The organism is Bacillus sp. AFS029533 (genome assembly GCF_002585125.1).
Classification (GTDB): domain Bacteria; phylum Bacillota; class Bacilli; order Bacillales; family Bacillaceae_G; genus Gottfriedia; species Gottfriedia luciferensis_B.
In genome coordinates, this window is record NZ_NUQC01000006.1 from 139620 (window position 1) to 162532 (window position 22913).

15 protein-coding genes are annotated in these 22913 nt (G+C 34.1%); 9 read left to right on the plus strand and 6 right to left on the minus strand.

What is annotated here, in order from left to right; genetic code table 11:
* The first annotated feature begins 1 nt into the window (after nucleotide 1).
* From cydC to COE53_RS03770, 6 genes are all read left to right on the plus strand, one after another.
* The gene (gene cydC, locus COE53_RS03745; RefSeq protein WP_254664628.1) at nucleotides 2-1735 is read left to right on the plus strand and encodes a thiol reductant ABC exporter subunit CydC; all 1734 of its coding nucleotides are present in this window, start codon (nucleotides 2-4) and stop codon (nucleotides 1733-1735) included.
* A 208-nt stretch (nucleotides 1736-1943) separates the two neighbouring features.
* Complete coding sequence (locus COE53_RS03750) at nucleotides 1944-2921, plus strand: ring-cleaving dioxygenase (protein WP_069034893.1); 978 nt, start codon at nucleotides 1944-1946, stop codon at nucleotides 2919-2921.
* Nucleotides 2922-3091: 170 nt separating this feature from the next.
* A complete protein-coding gene (locus tag COE53_RS03755; protein WP_098947475.1) occupies nucleotides 3092-4573 on the plus strand; it encodes a flavin monoamine oxidase family protein in 1482 nt (493 codons plus the stop codon).
* Between the two features lie 109 nt (nucleotides 4574-4682).
* Nucleotides 4683-4889, plus strand: a complete 207-nt coding sequence (locus COE53_RS03760; RefSeq protein WP_098947485.1) for a spore coat associated protein CotJA — start codon at nucleotides 4683-4685, stop codon at nucleotides 4887-4889.
* 2 nt (nucleotides 4890-4891) lie between these two features.
* On the plus strand, nucleotides 4892-5155 hold the full coding sequence (locus tag COE53_RS03765; protein WP_025569246.1) for a spore coat protein CotJB: 264 nt from the start codon (nucleotides 4892-4894) through the stop codon (nucleotides 5153-5155).
* Between the two features lie 15 nt (nucleotides 5156-5170).
* Complete coding sequence (locus COE53_RS03770; protein WP_025569244.1) at nucleotides 5171-5740, plus strand: manganese catalase family protein; 570 nt, start codon at nucleotides 5171-5173, stop codon at nucleotides 5738-5740.
* 583 nt (nucleotides 5741-6323) lie between these two features.
* Here the strand turns inward: COE53_RS03770 and COE53_RS03775 are convergent.
* From COE53_RS03775 to COE53_RS03800, 6 genes are all read right to left on the minus strand, one after another.
* Nucleotides 6324-6956 (minus strand): YcnI family copper-binding membrane protein, encoded by a 633-nt coding sequence (locus COE53_RS03775; protein WP_069034891.1) that lies wholly within the window; start codon nucleotides 6954-6956, stop codon nucleotides 6324-6326.
* 30 nt (nucleotides 6957-6986) lie between these two features.
* A complete protein-coding gene (locus COE53_RS03780) occupies nucleotides 6987-8627 on the minus strand; it encodes a copper resistance CopC/CopD family protein (RefSeq protein WP_069034890.1) in 1641 nt (546 codons plus the stop codon).
* 207 nt (nucleotides 8628-8834) lie between these two features.
* Nucleotides 8835-9686 (minus strand): hypothetical protein, encoded by an 852-nt coding sequence (locus COE53_RS03785; RefSeq protein ID WP_069034889.1) that lies wholly within the window; start codon nucleotides 9684-9686, stop codon nucleotides 8835-8837.
* Between the two features lie 27 nt (nucleotides 9687-9713).
* The gene (locus COE53_RS03790; RefSeq protein WP_069034888.1) at nucleotides 9714-10646 is read right to left on the minus strand and encodes a TIGR03943 family putative permease subunit; all 933 of its coding nucleotides are present in this window, start codon (nucleotides 10644-10646) and stop codon (nucleotides 9714-9716) included.
* A gap of 16 nt (nucleotides 10647-10662) precedes the next feature.
* On the minus strand, nucleotides 10663-11694 hold the full coding sequence (locus COE53_RS03795) for a permease (RefSeq protein WP_254664622.1): 1032 nt from the start codon (nucleotides 11692-11694) through the stop codon (nucleotides 10663-10665).
* An 18-nt stretch (nucleotides 11695-11712) separates the two neighbouring features.
* Entirely contained in the window at nucleotides 11713-12933 is a 1221-nt protein-coding gene (locus COE53_RS03800) for a HupE/UreJ family protein (protein WP_069034887.1), read from the minus strand.
* A gap of 330 nt (nucleotides 12934-13263) precedes the next feature.
* Here COE53_RS03800 and COE53_RS03805 point away from each other — a divergent pair, with 330 nt between their 5' ends.
* The 3 genes from COE53_RS03805 to COE53_RS03815 all read left to right on the plus strand — a co-directional run bounded on the left by COE53_RS03805 (nucleotide 13264) and on the right by COE53_RS03815 (nucleotide 22906).
* Nucleotides 13264-21099, plus strand: a complete 7836-nt coding sequence (locus COE53_RS03805; RefSeq protein WP_098947476.1) for an Ig-like domain-containing protein — start codon at nucleotides 13264-13266, stop codon at nucleotides 21097-21099.
* A 600-nt stretch (nucleotides 21100-21699) separates the two neighbouring features.
* A complete protein-coding gene (locus COE53_RS03810; protein WP_069034885.1) occupies nucleotides 21700-22293 on the plus strand; it encodes a TerD family protein in 594 nt (197 codons plus the stop codon).
* 34 nt (nucleotides 22294-22327) lie between these two features.
* Nucleotides 22328-22906: a TerD family protein gene (locus COE53_RS03815; protein WP_069034884.1), complete on the plus strand. Its 579-nt coding sequence runs from the start codon at nucleotides 22328-22330 to the stop codon at nucleotides 22904-22906.
* The last annotated feature ends 7 nt before the right edge of the window (nucleotides 22907-22913 follow it).

Below are 22913 nucleotides of genomic sequence, written 5' to 3' on the forward strand. Positions count from 1 at the left end.
GTTGAATAAAAATGGATGGATTTTACCATATATAAAAGAAAATCGTCGTTTATTTATAGGTGTGATTTTCTTAAGTGCACTGACTATATTTGCAGCGGCATCTCTTATGTACACTTCCGGCTATTTAATCTCTAAAGCAGCAACTAGACCTGAAAATATTTTAATGATATATGTACCAATCGTTGCTGTACGTACTTTTGGTATTTTAAGGTCGGCTTCTAAGTATGTTGAAAGATTAGTCGGACACAATACAATTTTGAAAATCTTATCTAGAATGAGAACAAGATTATTTAGTAATCTGGAACCATATGCACTTACAATCAATTCGAAGTTTAAAACAGGAGATATTTTAGGTCTTTTAGCAAATGACATTGAATATTTACAGGATATTTATTTAAAAACTATTTTCCCTGGAATTGCTTCATTGTTTATCTATTTTATATCCGTAGTAGCACTTGGATTCTTCTCTATTCCATTTGCAATATTAGCAGCAGTCATTGCCTTTGTTTTAGTAGGTGTCCTACCGTATTTTTCATTATTAGTTGAAAAAGCACGAACTTACCAAATAAAAAAGGAAAAGAGTCATTTATATGAAAATTTAACTGATGCAGTTATGGGTATTAGTGATTGGCTTTTTAGTGGTAAACAAAGTAGCTTTATTAATAATTATAGAGAAATGGATGCATCGTTAAGAAACATCCAAAACAAGGAAAAAGGATTTAGAAGACGACGCGATTTAATAGCTCAATGTATTGTAGCAATTTTAGTTTTAATGATGCTTTATTGGGCGGGGAATGAAAGTTTAGCTGGAGAAATTCCAAGAACTTTTATAGCCGCATTTGTTTTAGTTTTATTTCCTTTAACAGAAGCTTTTATTCCACTATCAAATTCTCTTGGAAGTGTTCCTTTATATGCTGATTCTATTAGTCGTTTAGAAGAGATTAAAGAAGCGAATCGTGATCAGAATTTAACTAGTATAGAAGGTAATATCGATGATTATCGAAAAATCGATTTTAAGGATGTATCTTTTCATTACTCGGAAAACGAAACGATCTTAAATAATGTTTCTTTTACAATTGAGGAAAACAAAAAAACAGCTTTATTAGGTCCGAGTGGTTCAGGAAAATCGACTATTCTAAAGCTAATTGAAGGAGTTGAAACTCCTACAGATGGAAGTGTTAAAATAAATGAGATTGAAAGTATTGCTTTTGGAGATAATATTTCGAAAGTTGTATCAGTACTTAATCAAAAGCCTTATTTATTTGATACTTCAGTTATTAATAATATTCGTTTAGGAAATCTGACAGCAAGTGATGAAGAGGTAATAGAAGTTACGAAGATGGTTGAACTGCATGATTATATAGCATCACTTCCAGAAGGCTATGATACACCTATGCATGAAACCGGTGTAAGATTCTCAGGTGGAGAACGTCAAAGAATTGCCTTGGCCAGAATACTTCTTCAAAATACACCAATTGTTATTTTGGATGAACCAACTGTCGGTTTAGATTCAATAACAGAACGAAAACTACTTCATACGATCTTTAAAGTATTAGAAGGAAAGACAGTATTATGGATCACACACCATTTAATCGGTGCAGAAATGGCTGATCAAATTCTCTTCTTAGACAAAGGCAACATCGCTATGAAAGGCTCACATGGAGAACTTTTCAAAACTGAGAAACGATATCGCAACCTTTTTGAGCTAGATCGACCATTTAGAGTAATTGAATAGATGTTAATCTGGAGACTCTGGCAAAATTGCCAGAGTTTTTTTACATATTAAAAACAATTTGACGGTAAATGATTTACATGATATATTTATCTCGAATTCGAGATATATTGAATTCAAAATAAATTTTAATAAATTTTTTCAGTATTCTTCATCAATAGATTCACAAAATAAAAAAGCTTATATAAATAAATTATCTGGAGGAATAAGTATGAACGGCTTAAAAGGGATCCATCATGTAACTGCTATAACTAGTAGTGCAGAAAAAAACTATGAATTTTTCACATATGTTCTAGGGATGCGTTTAGTAAAGAAAACGGTCAACCAAGATGATATTCAAACTTACCATTTATTCTTTGCAGACGATAAGGGAAGTGCCGGAACGGACATGACATTTTTCGATTTCCCTGGAATTCAAAAAGGAGTACATGGAACTAATGAGATTTCAAAAACATCTTTCCGAGTTCCAACTGATGCAGCATTAGATTATTGGGTAAAGCGTTTTGACAGATTAGAAGTAAAGCACTCAGGAATAAAAACACAATTTGGTAAGAAAACATTATCATTTGTTGATTTCGACGACCAGCAATATCAATTAATTTCAGATGAACACAATAAAGGGATTGCTTCAGGTACACCATGGCAAAAAGGGCCAATCCCATTAGAATATGCAATCACAGGACTTGGTCCAATTTTTATTCGTGTAGCTAATTTCGCATTCTTTAAAGAAGTAGTTGAAAAAGTACTTTTATTCAAAGAGATTAATAAAGAAGGTTCATTCCATTTATTCGAAGTCGGTGAAGGTGGAAACGGGGCACAAATTATCGCAGAGCATAATGAAATATTACCACAAGCTTTCCAAGGCTTCGGTACTGTTCACCATGTAGCTTTCCGCGTAGAAGATACATCCGTATTAAAAGAGTGGATTAAACGTCTTGACTCATTCCGTTTACCAAACTCTGGCTATGTAGATCGTCACTTCTTCGAGTCATTATACGCAAGGGTTGCTCCACAAATCTTATTCGAATTTGCAACAGATGGACCAGGATTTATGGGTGACGAGCCTTACGAAACACTTGGAGAAAAGTTATCATTACCTCCATTCTTAGAACCAAAACGTGATGAAATTGAAGGAATGGTACGTCAGATTGATACTGTAAGAAGTACGAAGGAATTTGTGAAAGAATAATGTCAGAAAACACTCACTTTTGAAGTGAGTGTTTTTTTAGTAAAATTTCCTAATCTTAACTGTAAAAATTTTCCTAAAAAATTCATGCATAAAACGATTTGTTATTCTAATGAAATATTTCAACGAATAAAAATCTTATGAACTAAAATAATTTTTTTAGGAGAGGGAACATGAATAGTACATCAGGTAGGCGTTTATCGAAGGATGAAATGGTTACTTTAATACCAAATGGACTAGAGCGGACAAATAATCCGAAAAAGATTGTTATAGTAGGAGCGGGAATTTCAGGATTAGTAGCAGGTTCTTTATTAAAGGAAGCAGGACATGAAGTAACGATTTTAGAAGCAAATGGTCGAGTAGGTGGTCGGATTTATACGAAGAGAGCACCTTTTATTAATGATCAATACTTAGAATTGGGTGCAATGCGTATTGCTTCTAATCACAAGCTTGTACTTGAATATATAAAAAAATTCAACTTAAACGTAAATGAATTTGTAAATGGGAAGTCAGAGGATATTATCTTCGTTAACGGGATAAAAACAACTCAGAAGCAATATGAACAATATCCTGATATTTTAGGTTATCGTGTAGCAGCCAATGAAAAAGGGGTAAATGTTGACCAGTTAATTGAAAGATCGCTAAAGTCTGCAATGGACTTTATTAAACAAAACCCAGATGAAAATTGGAAAACTATTATTGAAAATTATGATCAGCATTCGATGGATTCATTTTTAAGATATAATCCAATCGGAACACCCTTGTCGCTTGGTGCTGTAGAGAAAGTAAAGGTACTTCAAGGTATGGAAGGTTTTCCTGAGCTTGCCTTTACGGCTATTTTAAGAGAGTTCATTGTATTATTTTCAAAGGAAATTAAGTTTTATGAGATTACAGGTGGAAATGATCAACTACCTAAAAAGTTTTTAACACAATTGAAGGATAATCTATTCTTTGGACAAAAAATGAATAAGATCGTGCAAGAAAATAATCAAGTAACGATTCACTCAGATCATTATACAAGCCATCTGCCTTATCAAACTACTGCTGACTATGCCATTATTACTATCCCCTTTTCGTTATTAAACTTCATAGAAGTGGTTCCAAGAAATTCATTTTCTTATGATAAATGGAAAGCAATACGAGAATTGCACTATGTTCCGTCTACTAAAATTGGACTTCAGTTTAAAAGTAGATTCTGGGAAAAAAATGGGACATTAGGTGGAAAATTAACCACAGATTTACCTATCCGATTTGCATATTATCCAAGTAATCATAATGGTAAAAATGGATCGGGAATCGTATTAGCTAGTTATACATGGGAAGATGATGCACTGATATGGGATAGTATGTCAGAAAATGATCGGATAATGAATGCTTTAAGTAATTTGGCCACGATCCATGGTAATCAAGTTTATACAGAATTTATTACAGGTTACACGCATAGTTGGGCTCTTTATCCATACTCTGGGGGAGCGTTTTCTATGTTCAAGCCAGAACAAAATAGAGAGCTAACGCCTTATATTTCCACTCCTGAGGGGAGAGTTCATTTTGCTGGTGAACATACATCTTCTGCGCCTGCATGGATAGAAGGGGCAATCGAATCAGGCATTCGGTCCGCTTTTGAAGTAAATAGCCGATCTTTCGTTGAACGATAAAAATTCATTTTTTATAATTCTGTTGAATATAGTGAAAATAGTGGATGTCTTTTTATTTGAGGGAGTGATCAGTTTGAACGAAAGTAATCAAGGACTACAATTTACCCCTGTGAAATCATGGAATGTTTTTCATGGACCAAATGACCCGTGTCCACCAATTGGTACAAAATATTACTCTACACCTCCACACTTATATTTAGGATTTCAGCCACCAGGACTAGAGCAATTTTCATACAAAGAGGCATTGGAAAAAGGTACTTTATGGAAAGTGTTTTATGACTTTTATGAAAATCCATATAAACCTAGGAGGGATTAAAAATGACTGAGCAACTTCCTCCAGAGTATTATCAGGATTTAGAGGAACTGCAAGCTGTTGATTTTGTACTTGTAGAACTAACCTTATATTTAGATACTCATCCAGGTGATCAAAATGCAATTAACCAATTTAATCAATACGTCCAATATAAAAAACAAATCGAAGCTAATTTCGAATCAAAATATGGACCATTATATCAATTTGGTGGCAGTTATTCAGATCAAAACTGGAACTGGCATAAAGGCCCATGGCCATGGCAGGTATAGAAGGAGGGAATATTTATGTGGGTTTATCAAAAAAAATTACAATATCCAGTTAAAGTAAGTACCTGTAACCCTATGCTTGCCAAGTTTTTAGTTGAACAATACGGTGGAGCAGATGGTGAGTTAGCAGCTGCCTTAAGGTACTTAAATCAGAGATATTCAATTCCAGATAAAGTTATTGGACTTTTAACAGATATCGGAACAGAGGAATTTGCACATTTAGAAATGATTGCTACGATGATCTATAAGCTAACAAAAGACGCAACTCCAGACCAAATGAAAGCTGCCGGATTAGATACCCATTATGCATCTCATGATAGTGCATTGTTCTACCATAATTCAGATGGTGTTCCGTTTACTACTGCTTATATTCAAGCAAAAGGTGATCCAATTGCGGATTTGTATGAAGATATTGCAGCTGAAGAAAAGGCTAGGGCTACGTATCAATGGATCATTGATCTTTCTGATGACCCGGATTTAAATGATAGTTTAAGATTTTTAAGAGAACGTGAAATTGTTCATTCACAGAGATTTAGAGAAGCTGTGGAAATTTTGAAAGATGATCGACAACAGCGGAAGATTTTTTAAATTGGTTAATATATAATACAAAACCTGTTCCTGATCCTTATCGGGAACAGGTTTTAATTTTTTATAAGAATTTTGGAAAGGTTGATAAAAAGGGAGGTCTCATAAGTCAGTTTACTACCACATAAGCGATCTTTTTATAGTAATATAGCTAAAGTGCAAGGTATTTCACTAGTGCTTATTATTTTATGTTGATAATATTGTTCTTTTTTAAAGATAATTAGCCGATTTTTATCAAGTTTTTATTCTACAGAGCATATTTGCTAGTTTTCCATTTGAAATGAACTTCTTTTTTAGTGTATTCAAGGTCATAATACCTCTACTAGTGTGGGTAATTGTAGAGTTTATTTGCGATTCATCTGAGCTTAATTGCAGTTCTGCCAAATTTATTTGCGATTATCAAAATTTAATTGCACTTTTGTCAATTTTAATTGTGATTTTCAGATTTTATTTGCAGTCCACTGTTTATTTGCAGCATATCTTCATTTATTTGCTATTCTAACAAACTTAATTGTAGCTGAGCCTCAGCTCGCTACATCATAAGCATTAAAAAAATGAGGGGTCTCTGGGACACCCTCATTTTATCTTATTTCTTCTTAAGAATCGCAACCAATAAAGCAATTAATGAAAGGACGGCTGCCCCAATTGACATTACCAAAGAAGTATTACTAGAATTTGATTTCTCAGTTTTTTCCTCAACCGTTTCATCTTTCGTTGTTTTAACAGTTTCACCTTTAACAGTTGTATCTTTTACAATATTCGTAATCGAGTGTGGTGCTTCTGATTTTTCGTCACCAGTCCATTCAACGATACTGCCATCTTTATAATATTGGTATGCGTCCCAAGCTCCATTTACTTCAGCGTCTGGATTTTTTGCCATAAATACGAATTGTTGAAATTGCCCCGCTAAAATACCTTCATTTTGTGCACTCCAAGTAACGGACGTAACAACACCGTTTGCATCTTTTGTTTCGCTAAACTTCCATCCTGGGATTGGTTGATATGAAACAAATTCAAATTTTGAAGGGATTTTAAGTGTAACTTTTGTTGTAGCTATTTCTTTTTCAGATGGTACTTTCATTGTGTATGTTTCCCAAGCACCAGGGGTTGAAATTTTAGGATTTACTACAACATGCGCACTCGCAATTCCAGTAAAGAACATTGTCATTGCGAACGCTGAAGCGATAATTTTAGCCGTTTTTGAAATGAATTTTTTCATTTTTTGTTAGTCTCCTTTGAATGTGATTAACTATTTACTTCCTACTATATATTTAAAATCTGCATCTACTGAATCGAGGGAATTCGTTAAAATATGGACTTTTACATTCCAATGACCTGCCATATCTGTAAAAAATCCTTGCGTTTCATAAACACCTGACGAAGTTTCTTTAACTTGAGTTGTGTTAGTTCCCATATTCATGTCCGTGTTTTTAAAGGTAAGCGTGACTTGTTGGATAGAAGACACAGGTTTATTGTTTTTGTCACGTATATTTATTTTAAATGTGTTTTTACCTACTATGTTCGGAGTGGCATGCAATGAAATTGAATATCCTTTATTTTGCTTTGTATCATTAAAAGGACCAGGGGATTCCATTGCTGTAGGTAGGTTTGTTAATAAGGACGTTAGGATTAGAACGATGATTCCTATACTTATTTCAAGCCATACTGACTTTCCTAGTTTATTTTTGCTACGTTTTCCTTTGATAAAATGAATAAACCCTAAAATTAGCATGATAACAAATAAGATAACTTTTCCACATAAAACTTTGCCATAGGTTGTATGTAATAAAGCATAAAAGTTAGGTACATACTTTAAGCTTGCATAAATTCCTGTTCCTATAAGTAAAGTTACAGATATAGTCGCCCAAATAGAATATCTTTGAATGGTTTTCCAATAATTCTCATTTCCCTCATGTTTCTTTTGAATTTTAGGAAGTAAATAACTGATTCCAATTAATCCTCCTAGCCAAATCGAAACCGCGAGTAAATGAATGCAATCAAGCAAAATTGGTAAAAAATCATTTTGCATTGATGCGTGACCGATGAAAGGTTTTGAGATTAGTAAGAAAAAGCTAACCAATAAAGCACTTAACCACCAATAAAATGAAGATTTTTGCTCACTTTTCCATGCCATATATAACGAATTAGCTAAAACAATAAGCAGAAGAAGTTGGATTACCCATACATTTCCGAATTTCGTACTCTTTACTGTTTCCAATAACAAATCTTTGTGGAAAATACTTTGCCATGAACCATTTGCATAGTTTTTTGTTTCAACCAAAAGGCTGAACAGAATACTAAATAAAATTCCAAAATAGAAGATTAACAATAAAGCTTTAGAATTTTTAAAGGCAATCATTCTATTTTTCTGATCGCTTTTGAAAACGAATAAACAAAAAAATAAGAGTCCAACAAATAAAAGTAAACTCATATATTCAATCCAGTAGGTTCCCATTACGTCTGTGTTTGGTAAGGATTGGCTTGCTTTATTGGAAATCGTTGATGAACCATCAACCTTTCCAACTCTGAATGGAATTACACCGTTTACTGAATGTCCGTCACTGGATATCACTTTCCATGCAATATGATAATTTCCATCTGGTAAATTAGGTTTTAAGTTCCCCTCTAAAATTGAATGATTTTCCTTATTTATTTTTCCATTTTGCAAATCAACTCGATTACCTAATTCATCTAAAACTTGTAAAGAATGAAATGCAGACTGTACTGATTCATCAAACTGTATTTGAATACGTTGAGGAGAATTCATAAAAACTTGGTTCTCTGAAGGCGTAGATTTGATGATATAAGCATGTGCTGATGCTAAGGATGGAAATAAAGTAGCAGCAATCAATAATAGTAAGAAAGAAAACCCTATAACTCGGATTTTCATTTTTTTATGTCACCTCATATCTATTAGAGTGAATTAGAAAATAAAACAACTTCTAAATTCTAAAGTAAAATTGTGATAGAAATGTGATAAATTTTAAAATTTTATTTGGATTAGATAGTAAGATTATTCAACGGTGTATTAGGCTTTATACAAAAAAATAATCCACAAGTAAAACCAATTACTTGTGGATTTTTCTTAATTAATTATTTATTTAACAACCAACTTACCAACAGAGTTAGAAGGCTCCAAAGAGATGCTATATTCTCCTTTTAATGGATTATTTAATAAGAGAATATTTTTTCCAGTTTTCAACGGAATGTTTATACCTAAGTCAGTAGAGGCTAATCTTGCATTGGCACCGGCATCTTGATCAACTTCAACAATAATTTTAGTCATTGTCGCAGGTTTAAAGATTGTATTTTTCGGACTAAAACCTGATGGCGTTACGTGAATTGTTGCGTATTGTAGGTCATTTTGATCATCTTGTTTTGCAGCTTGCTTTTGTGGTTGCCCAATTACACCAACTTTTACTTTATTCATATTAACAGTAAATATGATGACCAAAATAAGTAGGATTGAAGTTAATACTACAGTACTGTTTGATGATTTTGCATGATCTCTCTTAATCTTATTTTTTTGATTTAAATTTGAAACTAGCTTTCGATCAACGAAAAATAATAATAGATAAATGAAAACTATAAACAGAATATCCACAATAACGACGCTTATGCTTGAACTAAATGTCATATATCCGATGATAGTCCCTACAAATGCACCGAGCAAGGACGCTAACATTTCAGTAATGCCATTATTAAATAGTTTTTTCGATAAAAACAAAAATAATAAAACTAGTAATAGATTGAGAATGATCGATAGTAGTACATTATAATTTGTATTTAACATGATTAAGAAACTAATTGTAGCTGAAGATACACCGACTAATAAAGAGATAACTGATTTTAAAGTAGTAGGAAATTTCCCTTTATTTCGATAAAAATGATTAAAGCTATAATACGTAAGAAGGAGTACTAAGAAAAGACTTCCATACTTTAATACCATATAAACACCTCTAAATTAATTTTAAAGCTACAGCTTTGATCCAAAGTTCCAATCTGGATACACGTATTGAACACTTGGAGATTTAGCTGGCTCTGATTGTTGAACGTTTATTTTAATAACTGTTTGACCATTAAAGTTTGTTTTGCCGATTGTTCCAGTAATTGTTACCCAAGAATCATTCATAAATTGCTGTGAATCGGTTGATTCTGCAATAATACCAAATGGTGAAATATCGGCTATACAATGAGTCATACCCATTCTTGCAATAATAAATTGATTACCTGCTAACTTAGGGTCTCTATAGATAAAACCTTTAATTTTAATTTGTTTATTTTGGAAATTGTCGACAAATGTATTCATTGATTGTAGTTTTTCAATAAACCACTTGTCCTTCATCTCGATTGTACTCTGTTTGTACAGTAACATTCCAAGTTTAGCGTAATCTTGATCATACACATTTGTTTTGAACATTTTTTTTAAAGCAGGGTCTTCATGACCTTTCACTTCAACAGCCTGACCATTCGAAGAAGCCTGAACAGCTAGTCCTTTAAAATTCATTTCTTTGTTATTAGCAAGCGAACTAGAACTCGCATGGTTTGGCAAAATATATCCGAGTAATAGAGGGAATAAAAATAGGCTGTAAATAAAAACGTCTTTTACGACTGACTTTTTTAAAAAATGATGATGCTCATGACTAAAAACTTGGTCGTGACTGTGATCATGACCACAATCACAAATAATGACATGTCTTTTTAATGAGAGAACAGCTATATAGATTTGAACGATTGAGACACCCAAAAGAATAACGGTTGCAATTTTTACATAAATGACAAGCTCCGGTACGATAAATTGCAGGATCTCGTCTGTAAGTGTTAATTGAAAAATATAGACAGCAAGTCCTAAGAGTATAACAGCTTTTGTAAAATGATGAATCGAAGTCGAATTGATTTTATTTTTCAAAATAGATCACTGCCTTTTATAAATTAATAGACTGTAAAACAAGCGTTCCAATAAAAACAAAAATGAAAACTAGTGTACTAAGTAATAAAACAAATCGAGATCGGAAAACAGCTAGCATCATCAGGATCCCTTTAATATTGATCATTGGCCCAAAAACCATGAATCCAACTAAAGAGCTCTTTGTAAAAATTGTTTGAAGTGATTGAGCTACAAAGGCGTCTGATGTAGAACAAAGAGATAAAATAAAGCCTAATCCCATCATCAGGAAGTTTGCTGATGGACCACTTTTTCCCAATTCAATTAAACTGCTTTGAGAAATGATAATTTGAAGTAGAGCAACAATGATCGAACCGAAAACTAAGTATTTTCCCATATCAAAAAACTCATTTACTGCATGGCCTACGATTGCAATGAATTTATTATTTGAAGCAGTATTGTGTTTATGGTCATGATGGTGGTGATCTTGCTTCGTTTGATCGACCTGTTCCCGTAACTGATTTGACTTAACAAATTGAAAAACGATCAGTCCTACGATTAGTGCAACTACAAAAGCAAGTCCCATACGATAATATGCAACGGTTGGTTGATTACGAAAAGCTGTTAATGTTGATAGAAATACAATTGGATTTAAAATCGGTCCTACTAATATAAAAGTGACCGCAACATACAATGGCATTCCTTTTTTTATTAGTTTACGAATAGCAGGTACCATTCCACACTCACATATTGGAAAGATGATGCCTAACACGCTTGCTGCGATTATACCTAATAAAGGATTTTTTGGTATAAATCGTTGGACCATTTGATCTGTAACGAAAACCTGAAGGATCGCTGAAACGAATACACCAATTAAAATAAAAGGCAGAGCTTCAATAATAATGCTAATAAAGATCATCTTAAAGACTTGTAGTTTTGTAGTTGAAAAAACTGAACTTAATCCTGTTGTAGATGAAATATATAATAGGCATACAAATAGTAAGCAAATAATGATTAGAAAATGTCGATTTGAATTGACTGGCGATTGTTTCTCAGTAGCAATGCTTCGCAAAGGATTCACTCTTTCTGTTTAAGATATGACGCGTTCAAATAACCAAATTCCACCTAATATAAAAGCAATCGTAGATGTGGAAATAATTGCATTCCTCGAATACTTTGAGCGATGTAATTGAGTTAATAGTGGTAATAATAATAGTACAATCGAAAGCTGGACCACTTCAATGCCAAGGTTAAAGCTAACTAAATCAGCTGCTAATTCGCTTTTTGAAAGATGCATAGCTGTTAATAAATCTGCAAAACCCATTCCATGAATTAATCCAAAAATAAAAGTTAATACCCAACGATGACCAATGTTTTTACGGAATATATTTTCAATTGCTACGTAACAAATACTAAGTGCTATTGCAGGTTCGACAATATAAGAAGGAATTGAAATGATCCCTAAAACAGTGAGTGTTAAAGTTAAACTATGTGCGACTGTAAATGCAGTAATTACTTTAGCAAACTGCTTAAAGCTTTGTCTTGCAATTAGTAGTGATAGTAAAAATAGCAAATGATCATAACCGGTAAGTATATGGTTCATACCAAGCTTTAAAAATGTAACCCATCCTTTAGATGAAGTATTTGTAGAAGAATCCGAATTGGATTCTTTTTTTATTACGGCCTGTTGCTGTTGTTGTGCAGGTTGAATATTATTTGGATGATTGCTTAATCCCTCATAAGCACTGTCACTAAGAATCATAGACCAAGCACGGCTTTGATCTGAAAGAGCGGCAGTACTATTTTCTTTGCCGTAGTTCACTTTCAACAAATCAACATAGGTCGTACTAGTATTTTTATCATTTTCATACAAATGATCAGCAAGACTAATAGATTGTGAAGGTTGGATTGCAGGATAATCAACTTCAAGGATGAGCTGAGTAGCATCACCTTTACGATTAAGCTCCAATTTATTTACCTTTGTCCAGTTTTGTTTTTCGCCATTCATTTTCAGAATTAGATTGCTCTGGAGCGTAGATTCTATTTTATTCTTTATTGCCTCAAATTCATCTGGATCTAACATTCCGTTCTTATTAACATCCCCGCCTGTTAATTCCATGACAGAGACTTCATCTAATGCAAAGTTCATTGTAGTTTTTGATTTTAAGAGATTTAGTGTAGTGTAACTAGCGCTTAATGAATGAGCTTCTGCAGTTCGAAAAGATGTACTAAAAAAAATGAGAAAGCAGAAAACTAGGGGAAAAGCACGACTGAATCTATTTTTTGGTAAGTAAAAAATACTATTATTCATTTGTTTCCTCCGGGAAATAAAAGTAAGAAAGACATAGTTATCGTACAAAGTAAATGTTACAGAATTGTATTTAAATTGTAAAGAGTTCGTATATTTAGACTAGTATTGTAGAATTTTCTATGATATACATTATATAGTTAACTGGCGTTAACTAAAATTCAAGTGAGGAGAGGAGAGAATTCTGTAATTATTTCCCAGTAGTAAAATAGTCCTGTGTTTGCGAGAAAAGGTTTTGGTTATTTAGAAATAACTCGATGGTAAAATAGTCTTGTGTTTTTGAAAGAAGGTTTTGGTTAATTAGAAATAATAAATTAAAGTGGGGAAATTTTCATGCACAAAATAATGCATAAGTACAAAAGGTATTTTGGTCTTTTTGCAACGATACTATTGCTATTATCAACAATTAGTCCACAAATGGCTAAAGCAGCCACTACAACTACTTTAGCGAAATGGGATTTTAGCAATGGACAAGTAACTACACCATCAGCTGGAATACCTGAAAATATGAATAGTAATATAACGACCACTGGTTCCAAAGTTACTGGTTATAATGCCGGTCCATCTGGAAATACAGTTATTAACGCAAATACGTGGTCAAATAATAATTCATATTGGGAAGTTTCATTATCAACAAAAAACTACGAAAATATAACTCTTTCATCTAAACAATATAGTTCTTCAACGGGGCCAAAAGATTTCAAGCTTCAATATAGTTTGGATGAAACTACATGGGCTGATGTAACTAATGGTTCTGTTTCAATTGGAAATGCTACATGGGCAAGTGGGGGACAGCTAAATAATGTAGCGTTGCCAAGTGAGGTAAACGATAAGAACTTAGTTTATTTAAGATGGATCGTCAATTCAACATTAGCTGCAAAAAATGACGGTACTAATTTTAGTACGACAACAGGTACAAGTCGTATTGCTGATATCGTTATTAACGGTGACGCAACAGGATCAACACCGTTAGAAAAAACCGCTACACCTGACGCAACAAAAATCAATTATTCTACAAACTCAACAGTAACTGGAAATGCTGGAGCAGTTACAAGTAATGCCGTTGTAAAGGTTTATAGTGATAATAATAAACTTGCTGGTACTACTACAGCTGCAGCAGATGGTTCATTTACTGCTACAATTACAAACTCACAATCGGTTGTATATGTTACTGCACAAGAAACTGGAAAAGCTGAAAGTGATAAAGTTTCAGTAAATTTCTCGGGTTCTGTCGTTCAGAAAACAGCTGCTCCGATTACTACAAAAATTTCTTATAATTCGTATACATCTGTATCAGGTACTGCTGGAGCAGTGGCTAGCAATGCGGTTGTAAATGTTTATTTTGATGACAATACTGTAGTAGCAACTACAACAGCTGCAGCAGATGGTTCATTTAACGTAACATTTGCAAATCCTGGATCGAAGTCAGTCATTAATCTAGTTGCTCAGGAAGCTGAAAAAGCTCCTAGTGATCGAACTGCAGTAAACTACTCTGGTCCAACTGAAAACCCAAAAGGTATTTCACCAGGTGACGTAGTATTTAGTCAAATCTATGTAAATGGTGGTAATGGGGGAGCATTCTACAAAACAAAGTTTTTTGAACTTTATAATAATACAGATAAAAATATTAATTTAACAGGCTGGTCAATTGCTTATACTTCGGCATCAACAATGAGCTTTGGTGCAGGGCAACCACTATCCGGTGTAATTAAAGCACATAGTTACTTCTTAGTAGCAGGTAGTACAGGTACGACAGGACAAGCGCTTCCTGTGACTCCAGATGTAACAACTACGTTAAATCCAAGTGGTTCAACTGGGGGCGCTTTAGTACTTGCAAAGAAAACGACAGCTGTAACAGGTGTTGATGATCAAGATGCAATTGATTTATTAGCATTTACGAATGGTACAGCAGTTTATAAAAATCCTTTATATTGGGGAAGTCCAATTTCGGACTCTACAATTGGTGGAGGAACGATTCAACGTAAAACAAATATTGGGACAGACCCACGTTCGGCATACGGAATTGGAAACGGTTGGTTTACAAAAGACCCTTCAAAAGATTTCGTACTGAATAAACCATCAAGTGCCAACTATGCTGATGAAATGGCTGTTCATAACTCAAAATTTATGTCTTCTCCAGATGGATCTAAAATAACTTTTACAAAATCTAATGGTACAGCAACTGTAACAGGTCAAGCTGAATCAGTACCTGCTTCATCTACTGTAAAAGCTTATTTTGAGAATGAAGGCAAATTAACAAACGGGCAACAAGTAACAGCAGCTGCAGATGGCTCTTTTACATTAAGTTTTGAAGACTCTAGTGATCAGACATCTATCTTCTTAACGGAAACGGATTCTGCACAACCTACTCCAAAGGAAAGCGGTTACACGAGAGTAGATGTGGCTGGTAAGTCAACAACAGTTACTTCAATTGGTGATTTAAGAAAAAATGATGAAAAAGGATTTCCAATCAACAATGGTTACTCAACTACAATTGAGGGAGTAGCGACTACAGATAATCTCCCTAATGGCGATGTGAATACAAATTTCTTTATTCAAGATTCAGCAGGCGCAATCAATGTTATTAATCATTTGAATCCTTCTACTACGATTCAAGCAGGAAATAAATATAGCATTGAAGGACGAGTAGTATTTACGGCGGGGATGACACAATTTATTCCAACAGCTATTCATTTTGTTGGAAATGATCATTTACCGGCAACTACAAATATTACAATCGGTGGGTTAAATGAAGAAACTGAAGGCAAATTAGTATCATTCACTGGAAAAGTAACAAATATTCCATCAGATGGTCCAAATTATGATATTACAGTAAGCGATGAATCAGGCGATAATTTAGCGATCGTACGTATTAAAGGATCTCTAGGGAATATTGAACAAGGTCAGACTTACACTTTTACAGGTATTGTTAATCAGTATAAAAAAGCTGCACCTTTTACTAGTGGATATCTACTTATACCTAGAAACGCAAATGATGTAAAAGGTCAATTAGTGTTAACTCATACTCCGATTACAAAAGCTTATATAGGAATGGACGCTTCGTTTAATGCGACTGCAAAGAACGCAGATTCAGTTACGCTTTATTATAAAGGAGAAAACGAGACTTCTTATCATTCAGTAATCATGGACACTGCAGACCATATTAATTACAATGGAAAAATTTTAGAAGCAGATGTTCCAAAAGGAAATTTCTACTATTATATTGAGGCGGAAAATGCAGAAGGCAAACAAGCTGTAGGTAGTTCTTCAAAACCATTTGAAGTGAATGTAGTAGATGATCAGGATGGTCCTAAGTTTTTTAATGAGTTACCTGCAAATGGTGATAAAACTGATTCAAGACATCCTGAAATCGTTGTGAAAATGGATGATCCAAGTGGAATCAATCTTTCGTCAGCAACTATTTCAATCGATGGTCAAGATAAAACTTCAAATGCAACAATTACTGATACAGAAATTAAATTAAATCTTACAACTGCTAATGAATTAACTGAAGGTGAGCATACAATAACAGTGTCTGCAAAGGATAAATTAAATAATCCTTCTACCTTTACATGGAAATTCACAGTTACAGAAAGATTTACTGGTGGGAATCATTACCGTGGAACGACACATAACCATACGAATATTTCACATGATGCAGCAGGTACTCCTGAAGAAGCATTAAAAGCTGCTGAAAAGTATCATTATGATTTCTTTGCATTCTCGGATCACTCTCACGATATCGATGCAAATCTTGTTAATAAAGATACTGTTGATCATAAAGGTTTTAAAGAGAGAACAGGTGGCACTGATTGGCAGTTAACAAAGGATTTAGCAAAACAGTATACAAAAGATGGTAAATTTGTTGTATTCCCAGCTTTTGAAATGACATCAACTACATGGGGTCACTCAAATGTATTCGGAACTGAAAATTTCATTGATCGTGTTGTAGATGGTGGCGCTTATCAAAATTTACAAAAGTATTATGGATGGGTATTAACATATGACAATATCGTTGCTCAATTTAACCATCCAAAAATGTCTGCAAATGCCTTTGATAACTTCATCCCTTATAACAAAAATTTAGACAAGCTATTTACAATGCTTGAAGTAGGGAATGGATCAGGAAAATACTCTTATGCGAACGCAGAAGATAGCTACTATGGTGCGCTTGATATCGGCTGGCATGTTGCACCAACTTATGGTGAAGATAACCATGATGCAACATGGGGTCAAACCAAAAAACGTACTGTAATCGTAGCAAAAGATTTAAGTCAAGATGCTCTACTTGATGCAATGAAAAACAGACGTGTTTATATGTCAGAGGATCCAAACTTTTCATTAGATGTATCTGCAAGTGGCTTTTATATGGGATCAACAGTGGATACTGATACGTTAGATTTTAATATTTCAGGTAAAGACCCAGTTTTAGAACAGGCTAGTGATCCTGATTATAGTTATATTAAAACTGCTTCTAACGATGCAATCGCTAAAGTAGAATTAATTACAAATCATGGAACAGTAGTAGACAAATATGTTCCAACAAACGATTCAACTTCATTTAATTGGAAGCCAAGCTTTACTGTAGTTGGCGGACAACAATGGTTCGTTGTTAAAGTTACACAAAAGGATGGCGACCAAATTTACTCTTCACCAATTTGGTCACAACAAAAAGACTTAGCAGTAAAAGTTAGTGATGTTACGACAAAAGATGGCGCGATTATTGGTGGACTTGCAGCTAATTTAACAGCGGGAATAAGTAACCAAGGATCATTAGATGTTAAACAAGTAACTGCTCATTTCTATTATGATAGTATAGATGCTAATCATTTTATTGCAGATGCTTCAATCGATTCGCTTCCATCAAATTCATCAGCAAGTGCTAGTGTTACATGGACGGATCCAGTTCCAGGTACACATAAGATCATTGTTGTTTTATCAGCAGCTGATGGACATGATCTTGGTAATAACAAATACGAGCAATCATTTACAATTAAAGCTCCATTAAACAAAGTTGTTATGATTGATGGATCTCACAATAATGAGAACTCGAAACAAGACACAGGCACATATAAAGATAACTTTAAATTATTTACAACGTTAATGAAGCAACAAGGCTATACTGTAGCAGAAAATTCTTCACCGCTTACAGAGCAAGTATTAAAGAATGTTAGCGTATTAGTAATTACACATCCAGCTACAGCATATTCTGCTAGTGAAATTTCTGATATTAATAATTTCGTGAAAAATGGCGGTTCTTTATTGACGACAGAAAAGAGTAACTTTGGTGCTACAAATCAAAACATAAATAGCATTTTATCTGGTGTAGGATCAAGTATTCTAGTGAACAATGATGGAATTTTTGATGAAACACATGATGGTAACTTCTGGGGAACACCACTGACTGCTAATTATGCAGTTAGATTACACCCAACACCAAATCAAAAAACAACATTAACAGATTTTGTTCCAACGATTGAGTATTATAGTGGATCAAGTCTAGCTAAAAATGATGGTTCGGGCAATAAAGTGCCATTAACTGACAGTGATACTGTTACAGTTCTAGCTCAAGGGAATGAGTCTACATTCCAAGATATATCTACTATCAAATCAGATACTGTAAAATATAATGTTCAGACATCTAATGGGAAAAATGGTCCAGCATTAGATCAAGTTACTGGTGGATCTAGTATTCCGATTATTGCTTCTGAACAAGTTGGTAATGGTCGAGTATTCGTTTCAGGTATGAATATCTTTAATGATAAACAAATGGATCAAACTTATAATCCAAAAGGAAATGACCCGTTTGCAGTAAACGTTGTAAACTGGTTAGCGCATCTTGATACCAAAGTAAAGTCAATTGGTGATGCTCGTAAGCTTACAGAAGGTACGAACGCAGTTGTTGAAGGAACTGTTACAGCAATTTCATTCTTTGACGCTGCTTATATTCAAGATGATACTGGTGGAATTATGGCCTTTAATGATGTGCCAGCAGGAAGTATACAAGTTGGCGATAAGATACGCATTTATGGTCATATAAAAATATTTGAAAATAACTTCGAATTAGAGTTTGGTAGTTTTACAGAGAGCGTTGTAAAGCTAGGAAAAGGAACCCCAGTCGAAGCAAAGGTTGTCAGTACAAAAGATTCAAATAATGAAGAAAATCAAGGTCAATTAGTTAAAGTAACTGGTAAAGTCGTTTCTAAGTATGACGATAATTCCTATGTGATTGATGATGGTTCAGGACCAACATTGGTATTCACAGATGGATACGTTGTAAACCAAAGCGGACCTGTACCAAACTTGAATATTGGGGATACGTTAGAAGCAACTGGTCTAGCAGGTAAATTCTCAGAAGGAAATCGTATACGAGTAAGGGATACGAAAGAATTAGTTGGAACTCATACTGCTGCTCCAAAAGCTCCAGTAGTGAATGCTATTTCTGATCAAGATGAGAAAATTACCGGTACAACTGAAGCGGGAGCAAAAGTAATTGCAAAAGTAAATGGTAATGAAATTGCTAATGCAATAGCGGATAATACTGGAAACTTTGAAATAAAGATTACAAAACAAGTAGCTGGTACGAAAATTGTAGTAACAGCACTTGACTCAACAAACAATGAAAGCGACGGAGTAGAAGTAATCGTAAGTGATAAAACTGCGCCAAACGCACCTGTTGTAAATGAGGTACAAGATAATAGTACCTATGTAATAGGAAAAGCAGAGCCAGGATCAACAATCACAGTTTCAAAAGGGATTGTCATTCTAGGTCAAGCAGTAACAAATCAAGATGGTAGCTTCGCCGTTTTACTATCTTCAAAACAAAGCGCAGGAACAAAATTATCTGTTGTTTCAACAGACGAAGCAGGTAATAAAAGTTCATTGACTGACGTAATTGTAGTAGATAAAACAGCACCGAACGCGCCTGTTGTAAATGTGGTACAAGATAATAGTACTTATGTAACAGGAAAAGCAGAGCCTGGAACAACAATCACAGTTTCAAAAGGGATTGTCATTCTAGGTCAAGCAGTTACAAATCAAGATGGCGACTTTACTGTTTTATTATCTTCAAAACAAAGTGCAGGAACAAAACTATCTGTTGTTTCAACAGACAACGCAGGTAATAAGAGTTCATTGACTGACGTAATTGTAGTAGATAAAACAGCTCCTATCAAACCAGTTGTTAATGTAGTAAAAGATTCTGATACACATGTAACTGGAACAGCTGAAGCAGGTTCGACCATTATCGTTTCTGTAGGAAGTAAAACTCTTGGTTCAGTAAAGACAAATAGTACTGGAAGTTTTGACGTTGTAATTGCAAAACAATCGGCTGGAACAGTATTAACAATTGTTTCTACTGATTCGGCAGGAAATAGAAGTGCAACAGCTCAAGTAACAGTAATTGATAAAACACCTCCAATGAAACCAGTTGTCAATGCAGTAAAAGATTCAGATACGAGAGTTACTGGAACAGCTGAAGCAGGATCAACGATTAAGGTTTCAGTAGGAAAAACAATTGTTGGCCAAGGTGTTGTGGACAAACAAGGAAAATTCAGCATTCAATTAAGTTCAAAGCAAAAGGCAGGAACAGTATTAACGGTTGTATCGATTGATAAAGCAGGAAACACTAGTGCAACAGCTCAAGTAACCGTAATCGATAAAACACCTCCAATGAAACCAGTTGTCAATACAGTAAAAGATTCAGATACGAGAGTAACTGGAAAAGGTGAAGTTGGATCAACGATTAAGGTTTCAGTAGGAAAAACAATTGTTGGGCAAGGTGCTGTAGATAAACAAGGGAAATTTAGCATTCTATTAAAATCAAAGCAAAAAGCCGGAACAATATTATCAGTTGTATCAATTGATAAAGCAGGAAATAGTAGTGCAACTGTTCAAGTAAAAGTAATCGACAAAACAGCTCCAAAGGCTCCAACTGTTAATAAAGTATCGAATAATACGAAATATATTACAGGAAAAGCTGAACCAGGTGCTAAAGTTGTTGTTAAGAAGGGATCTACTAAAATAGGGGAAGCAACTGCTAGTAGTAGTGGTAAATTTACGATTAAACTTAAATCTTATTTAAAGACAGGTACGACTTTATCAATTACTGCTATAGATAAGAGTGGAAACGTAAGTCATGCAACTACGATTAAAGTAAAGAAGGGTTAAGTAAATCCCAAAAAAGACCTTTTTAAGTGGATTTTACAGCTGTACTTTAATAGGGTAAATGAATGGGGCTGTCTCATAAGTCGGGTTAACTGACATAAGGGGCAGCCCCCTTTTTAATTCGAAAAATAATATGGGCGCTTCGTTAGTGGGGGGTATCCTAGCTGAGATTTTCAATTGTAGTTGAGGTGATTGCTCTTTTTATAGGAAATTAACAGACTTTTATTCGAATTTAGTAAGAGTTGGAATATATTTGCAAGGTTTCCATTGAAAAGTAGCTACCATTTATCTAGTAATACCTTAACTGGTATGGGTAATATTTAATTTTAATTGCGATTTTCAGAATTTAATTGCAGTCCACAGTTTATAAGCACATATAGGCTCCTTATTTGTAGGGCCACTCAACCTCAATTGAACTTGTATTCTATTAAGGGATAGAAGATCTACGAGACTACTCAAGACAAGCTCACCATCATGACAAGAAATTGTAACATATTCCATAAAACACCAAGCTATTGATAGTATTTCCAAAGTTTATATGATAATATGAAACTATAAATCACGCAAGCGTGATTAATACATGATAAGGAGTGTTAATAGCATATGGCAATTTCTTTACAAAAAGGTCAAAAAGTCGACCTTACAAAAGGAAGAGCGGGACTTTCCTCTTTAATTGTAGGTTTAGGTTGGGATCCGGTGAAAAAAAGTGGTGGTTTCTTCGGATTTGGTAAACAAGAAAACATTGACTGTGACGCTTCTGTTTTAATGTTAGATGAAAATGACAAGTTAAGAAGTGCAAGTGATGTAATCTATTTTGGAAACAAAAAAAGTTTATGCGGTAGCGTAATTCATTCTGGAGATAATTTAACAGGTGATGGCAACGGTGACGATGAGCAAGTATTTGTTAATTTAAATAAGGTTCCATCTTATGTACATAAACTTGTATTTGTTGTAAATATCTATGCTTGTGTTCAACGTAAGCAAGATTTCGGTATGATTAAAAACGCATTTATTCGAGTAGTAGACAAGTCTGCAAACACAGAGTTAGTAAACTACAATATCACTGAAAATTATTCAGGATTAACTGCCTTATACCCTGGTGAGATTTATCGCCATAATGGGGAGTGGAAGTTCTCTGCAGTTGGTGAGGGAACAAAAGATATAGCATTAGATAAAATTGTTCAACGTTTTCAATAAATAAAAAACATAATTGAAAAGGAGTGCATTTAAAATGACAGTAAATTTATTAAAAGGACAAAAGGTAGATTTAACGAAAACAAATCCTGGTTTAACAAATATTGTTGTTGGATTAGGTTGGGACACTAATAAATACAGTGGCGGCAATGACTTTGACTTAGACTCATCAGTATTTTTATTAAATGGAGCTAGTAAATGTGCTACTGAAAAAGATTTCGTATTTTACAACAATACAGTAGGTGGAAATGGATCAGTTGAACACCACGGCGATAACAGAACTGGTGCTGGCGATGGTGACGATGAGCAAGTTACAGTTAATCTAACAAGCGTTCCTGCCTCAGTAGAAAGAATCGCATTTGCTATTACGATTCATGAAGCTGATGCACGTAACCAAAATTTTGGACAAGTCAGCAACTCTTATGTTCGTATTTTAAATGAAACGAATGGTGAAGAATTAATTCGTTATGACCTAGGTGAAGATTTCTCAATAGAAACTTCAGTAGTAGTTGGTGAATTATATCGTCATAACGGCGAATGGAAATTCAATGCGATTGGTAGCGGCTACCAAGGCGGTTTAATTTCACTAGTTAGAGATTACGGCTTAGACGCTTAATTTTACT

Excerpts from the sequence above, each read along its gene's own strand:
- COE53_RS03750 (WP_069034893.1), top strand. The coding sequence starts at position 1,944 with ATGAACGGCTTAAAAGGGATCCATCATGTAACTGCTATAACTAGTAGT.
- COE53_RS03755 (WP_098947475.1), top strand. The coding sequence starts at position 3,092 with ATGAATAGTACATCAGGTAGGCGTTTATCGAAGGATGAAATGGTTACT.
- COE53_RS03765 (WP_025569246.1), top strand. The coding sequence starts at position 4,892 with ATGACTGAGCAACTTCCTCCAGAGTATTATCAGGATTTAGAGGAACTG.
- COE53_RS03770 (WP_025569244.1), top strand. The coding sequence starts at position 5,171 with ATGTGGGTTTATCAAAAAAAATTACAATATCCAGTTAAAGTAAGTACC.
- COE53_RS03775 (WP_069034891.1), bottom strand. The coding sequence starts at position 6,956 with ATGAAAAAATTCATTTCAAAAACGGCTAAAATTATCGCTTCAGCGTTC.
- COE53_RS03780 (WP_069034890.1), bottom strand. The coding sequence starts at position 8,627 with ATGAAAATCCGAGTTATAGGGTTTTCTTTCTTACTATTATTGATTGCT.
- COE53_RS03785 (WP_069034889.1), bottom strand. The coding sequence starts at position 9,686 with ATGGTATTAAAGTATGGAAGTCTTTTCTTAGTACTCCTTCTTACGTAT.
- COE53_RS03800 (WP_069034887.1), bottom strand. The coding sequence starts at position 12,933 with ATGAATAATAGTATTTTTTACTTACCAAAAAATAGATTCAGTCGTGCT.
- COE53_RS03805 (WP_098947476.1), top strand. The coding sequence starts at position 13,264 with ATGCACAAAATAATGCATAAGTACAAAAGGTATTTTGGTCTTTTTGCA.
- COE53_RS03810 (WP_069034885.1), top strand. The coding sequence starts at position 21,700 with ATGGCAATTTCTTTACAAAAAGGTCAAAAAGTCGACCTTACAAAAGGA.
- COE53_RS03815 (WP_069034884.1), top strand. The coding sequence starts at position 22,328 with ATGACAGTAAATTTATTAAAAGGACAAAAGGTAGATTTAACGAAAACA.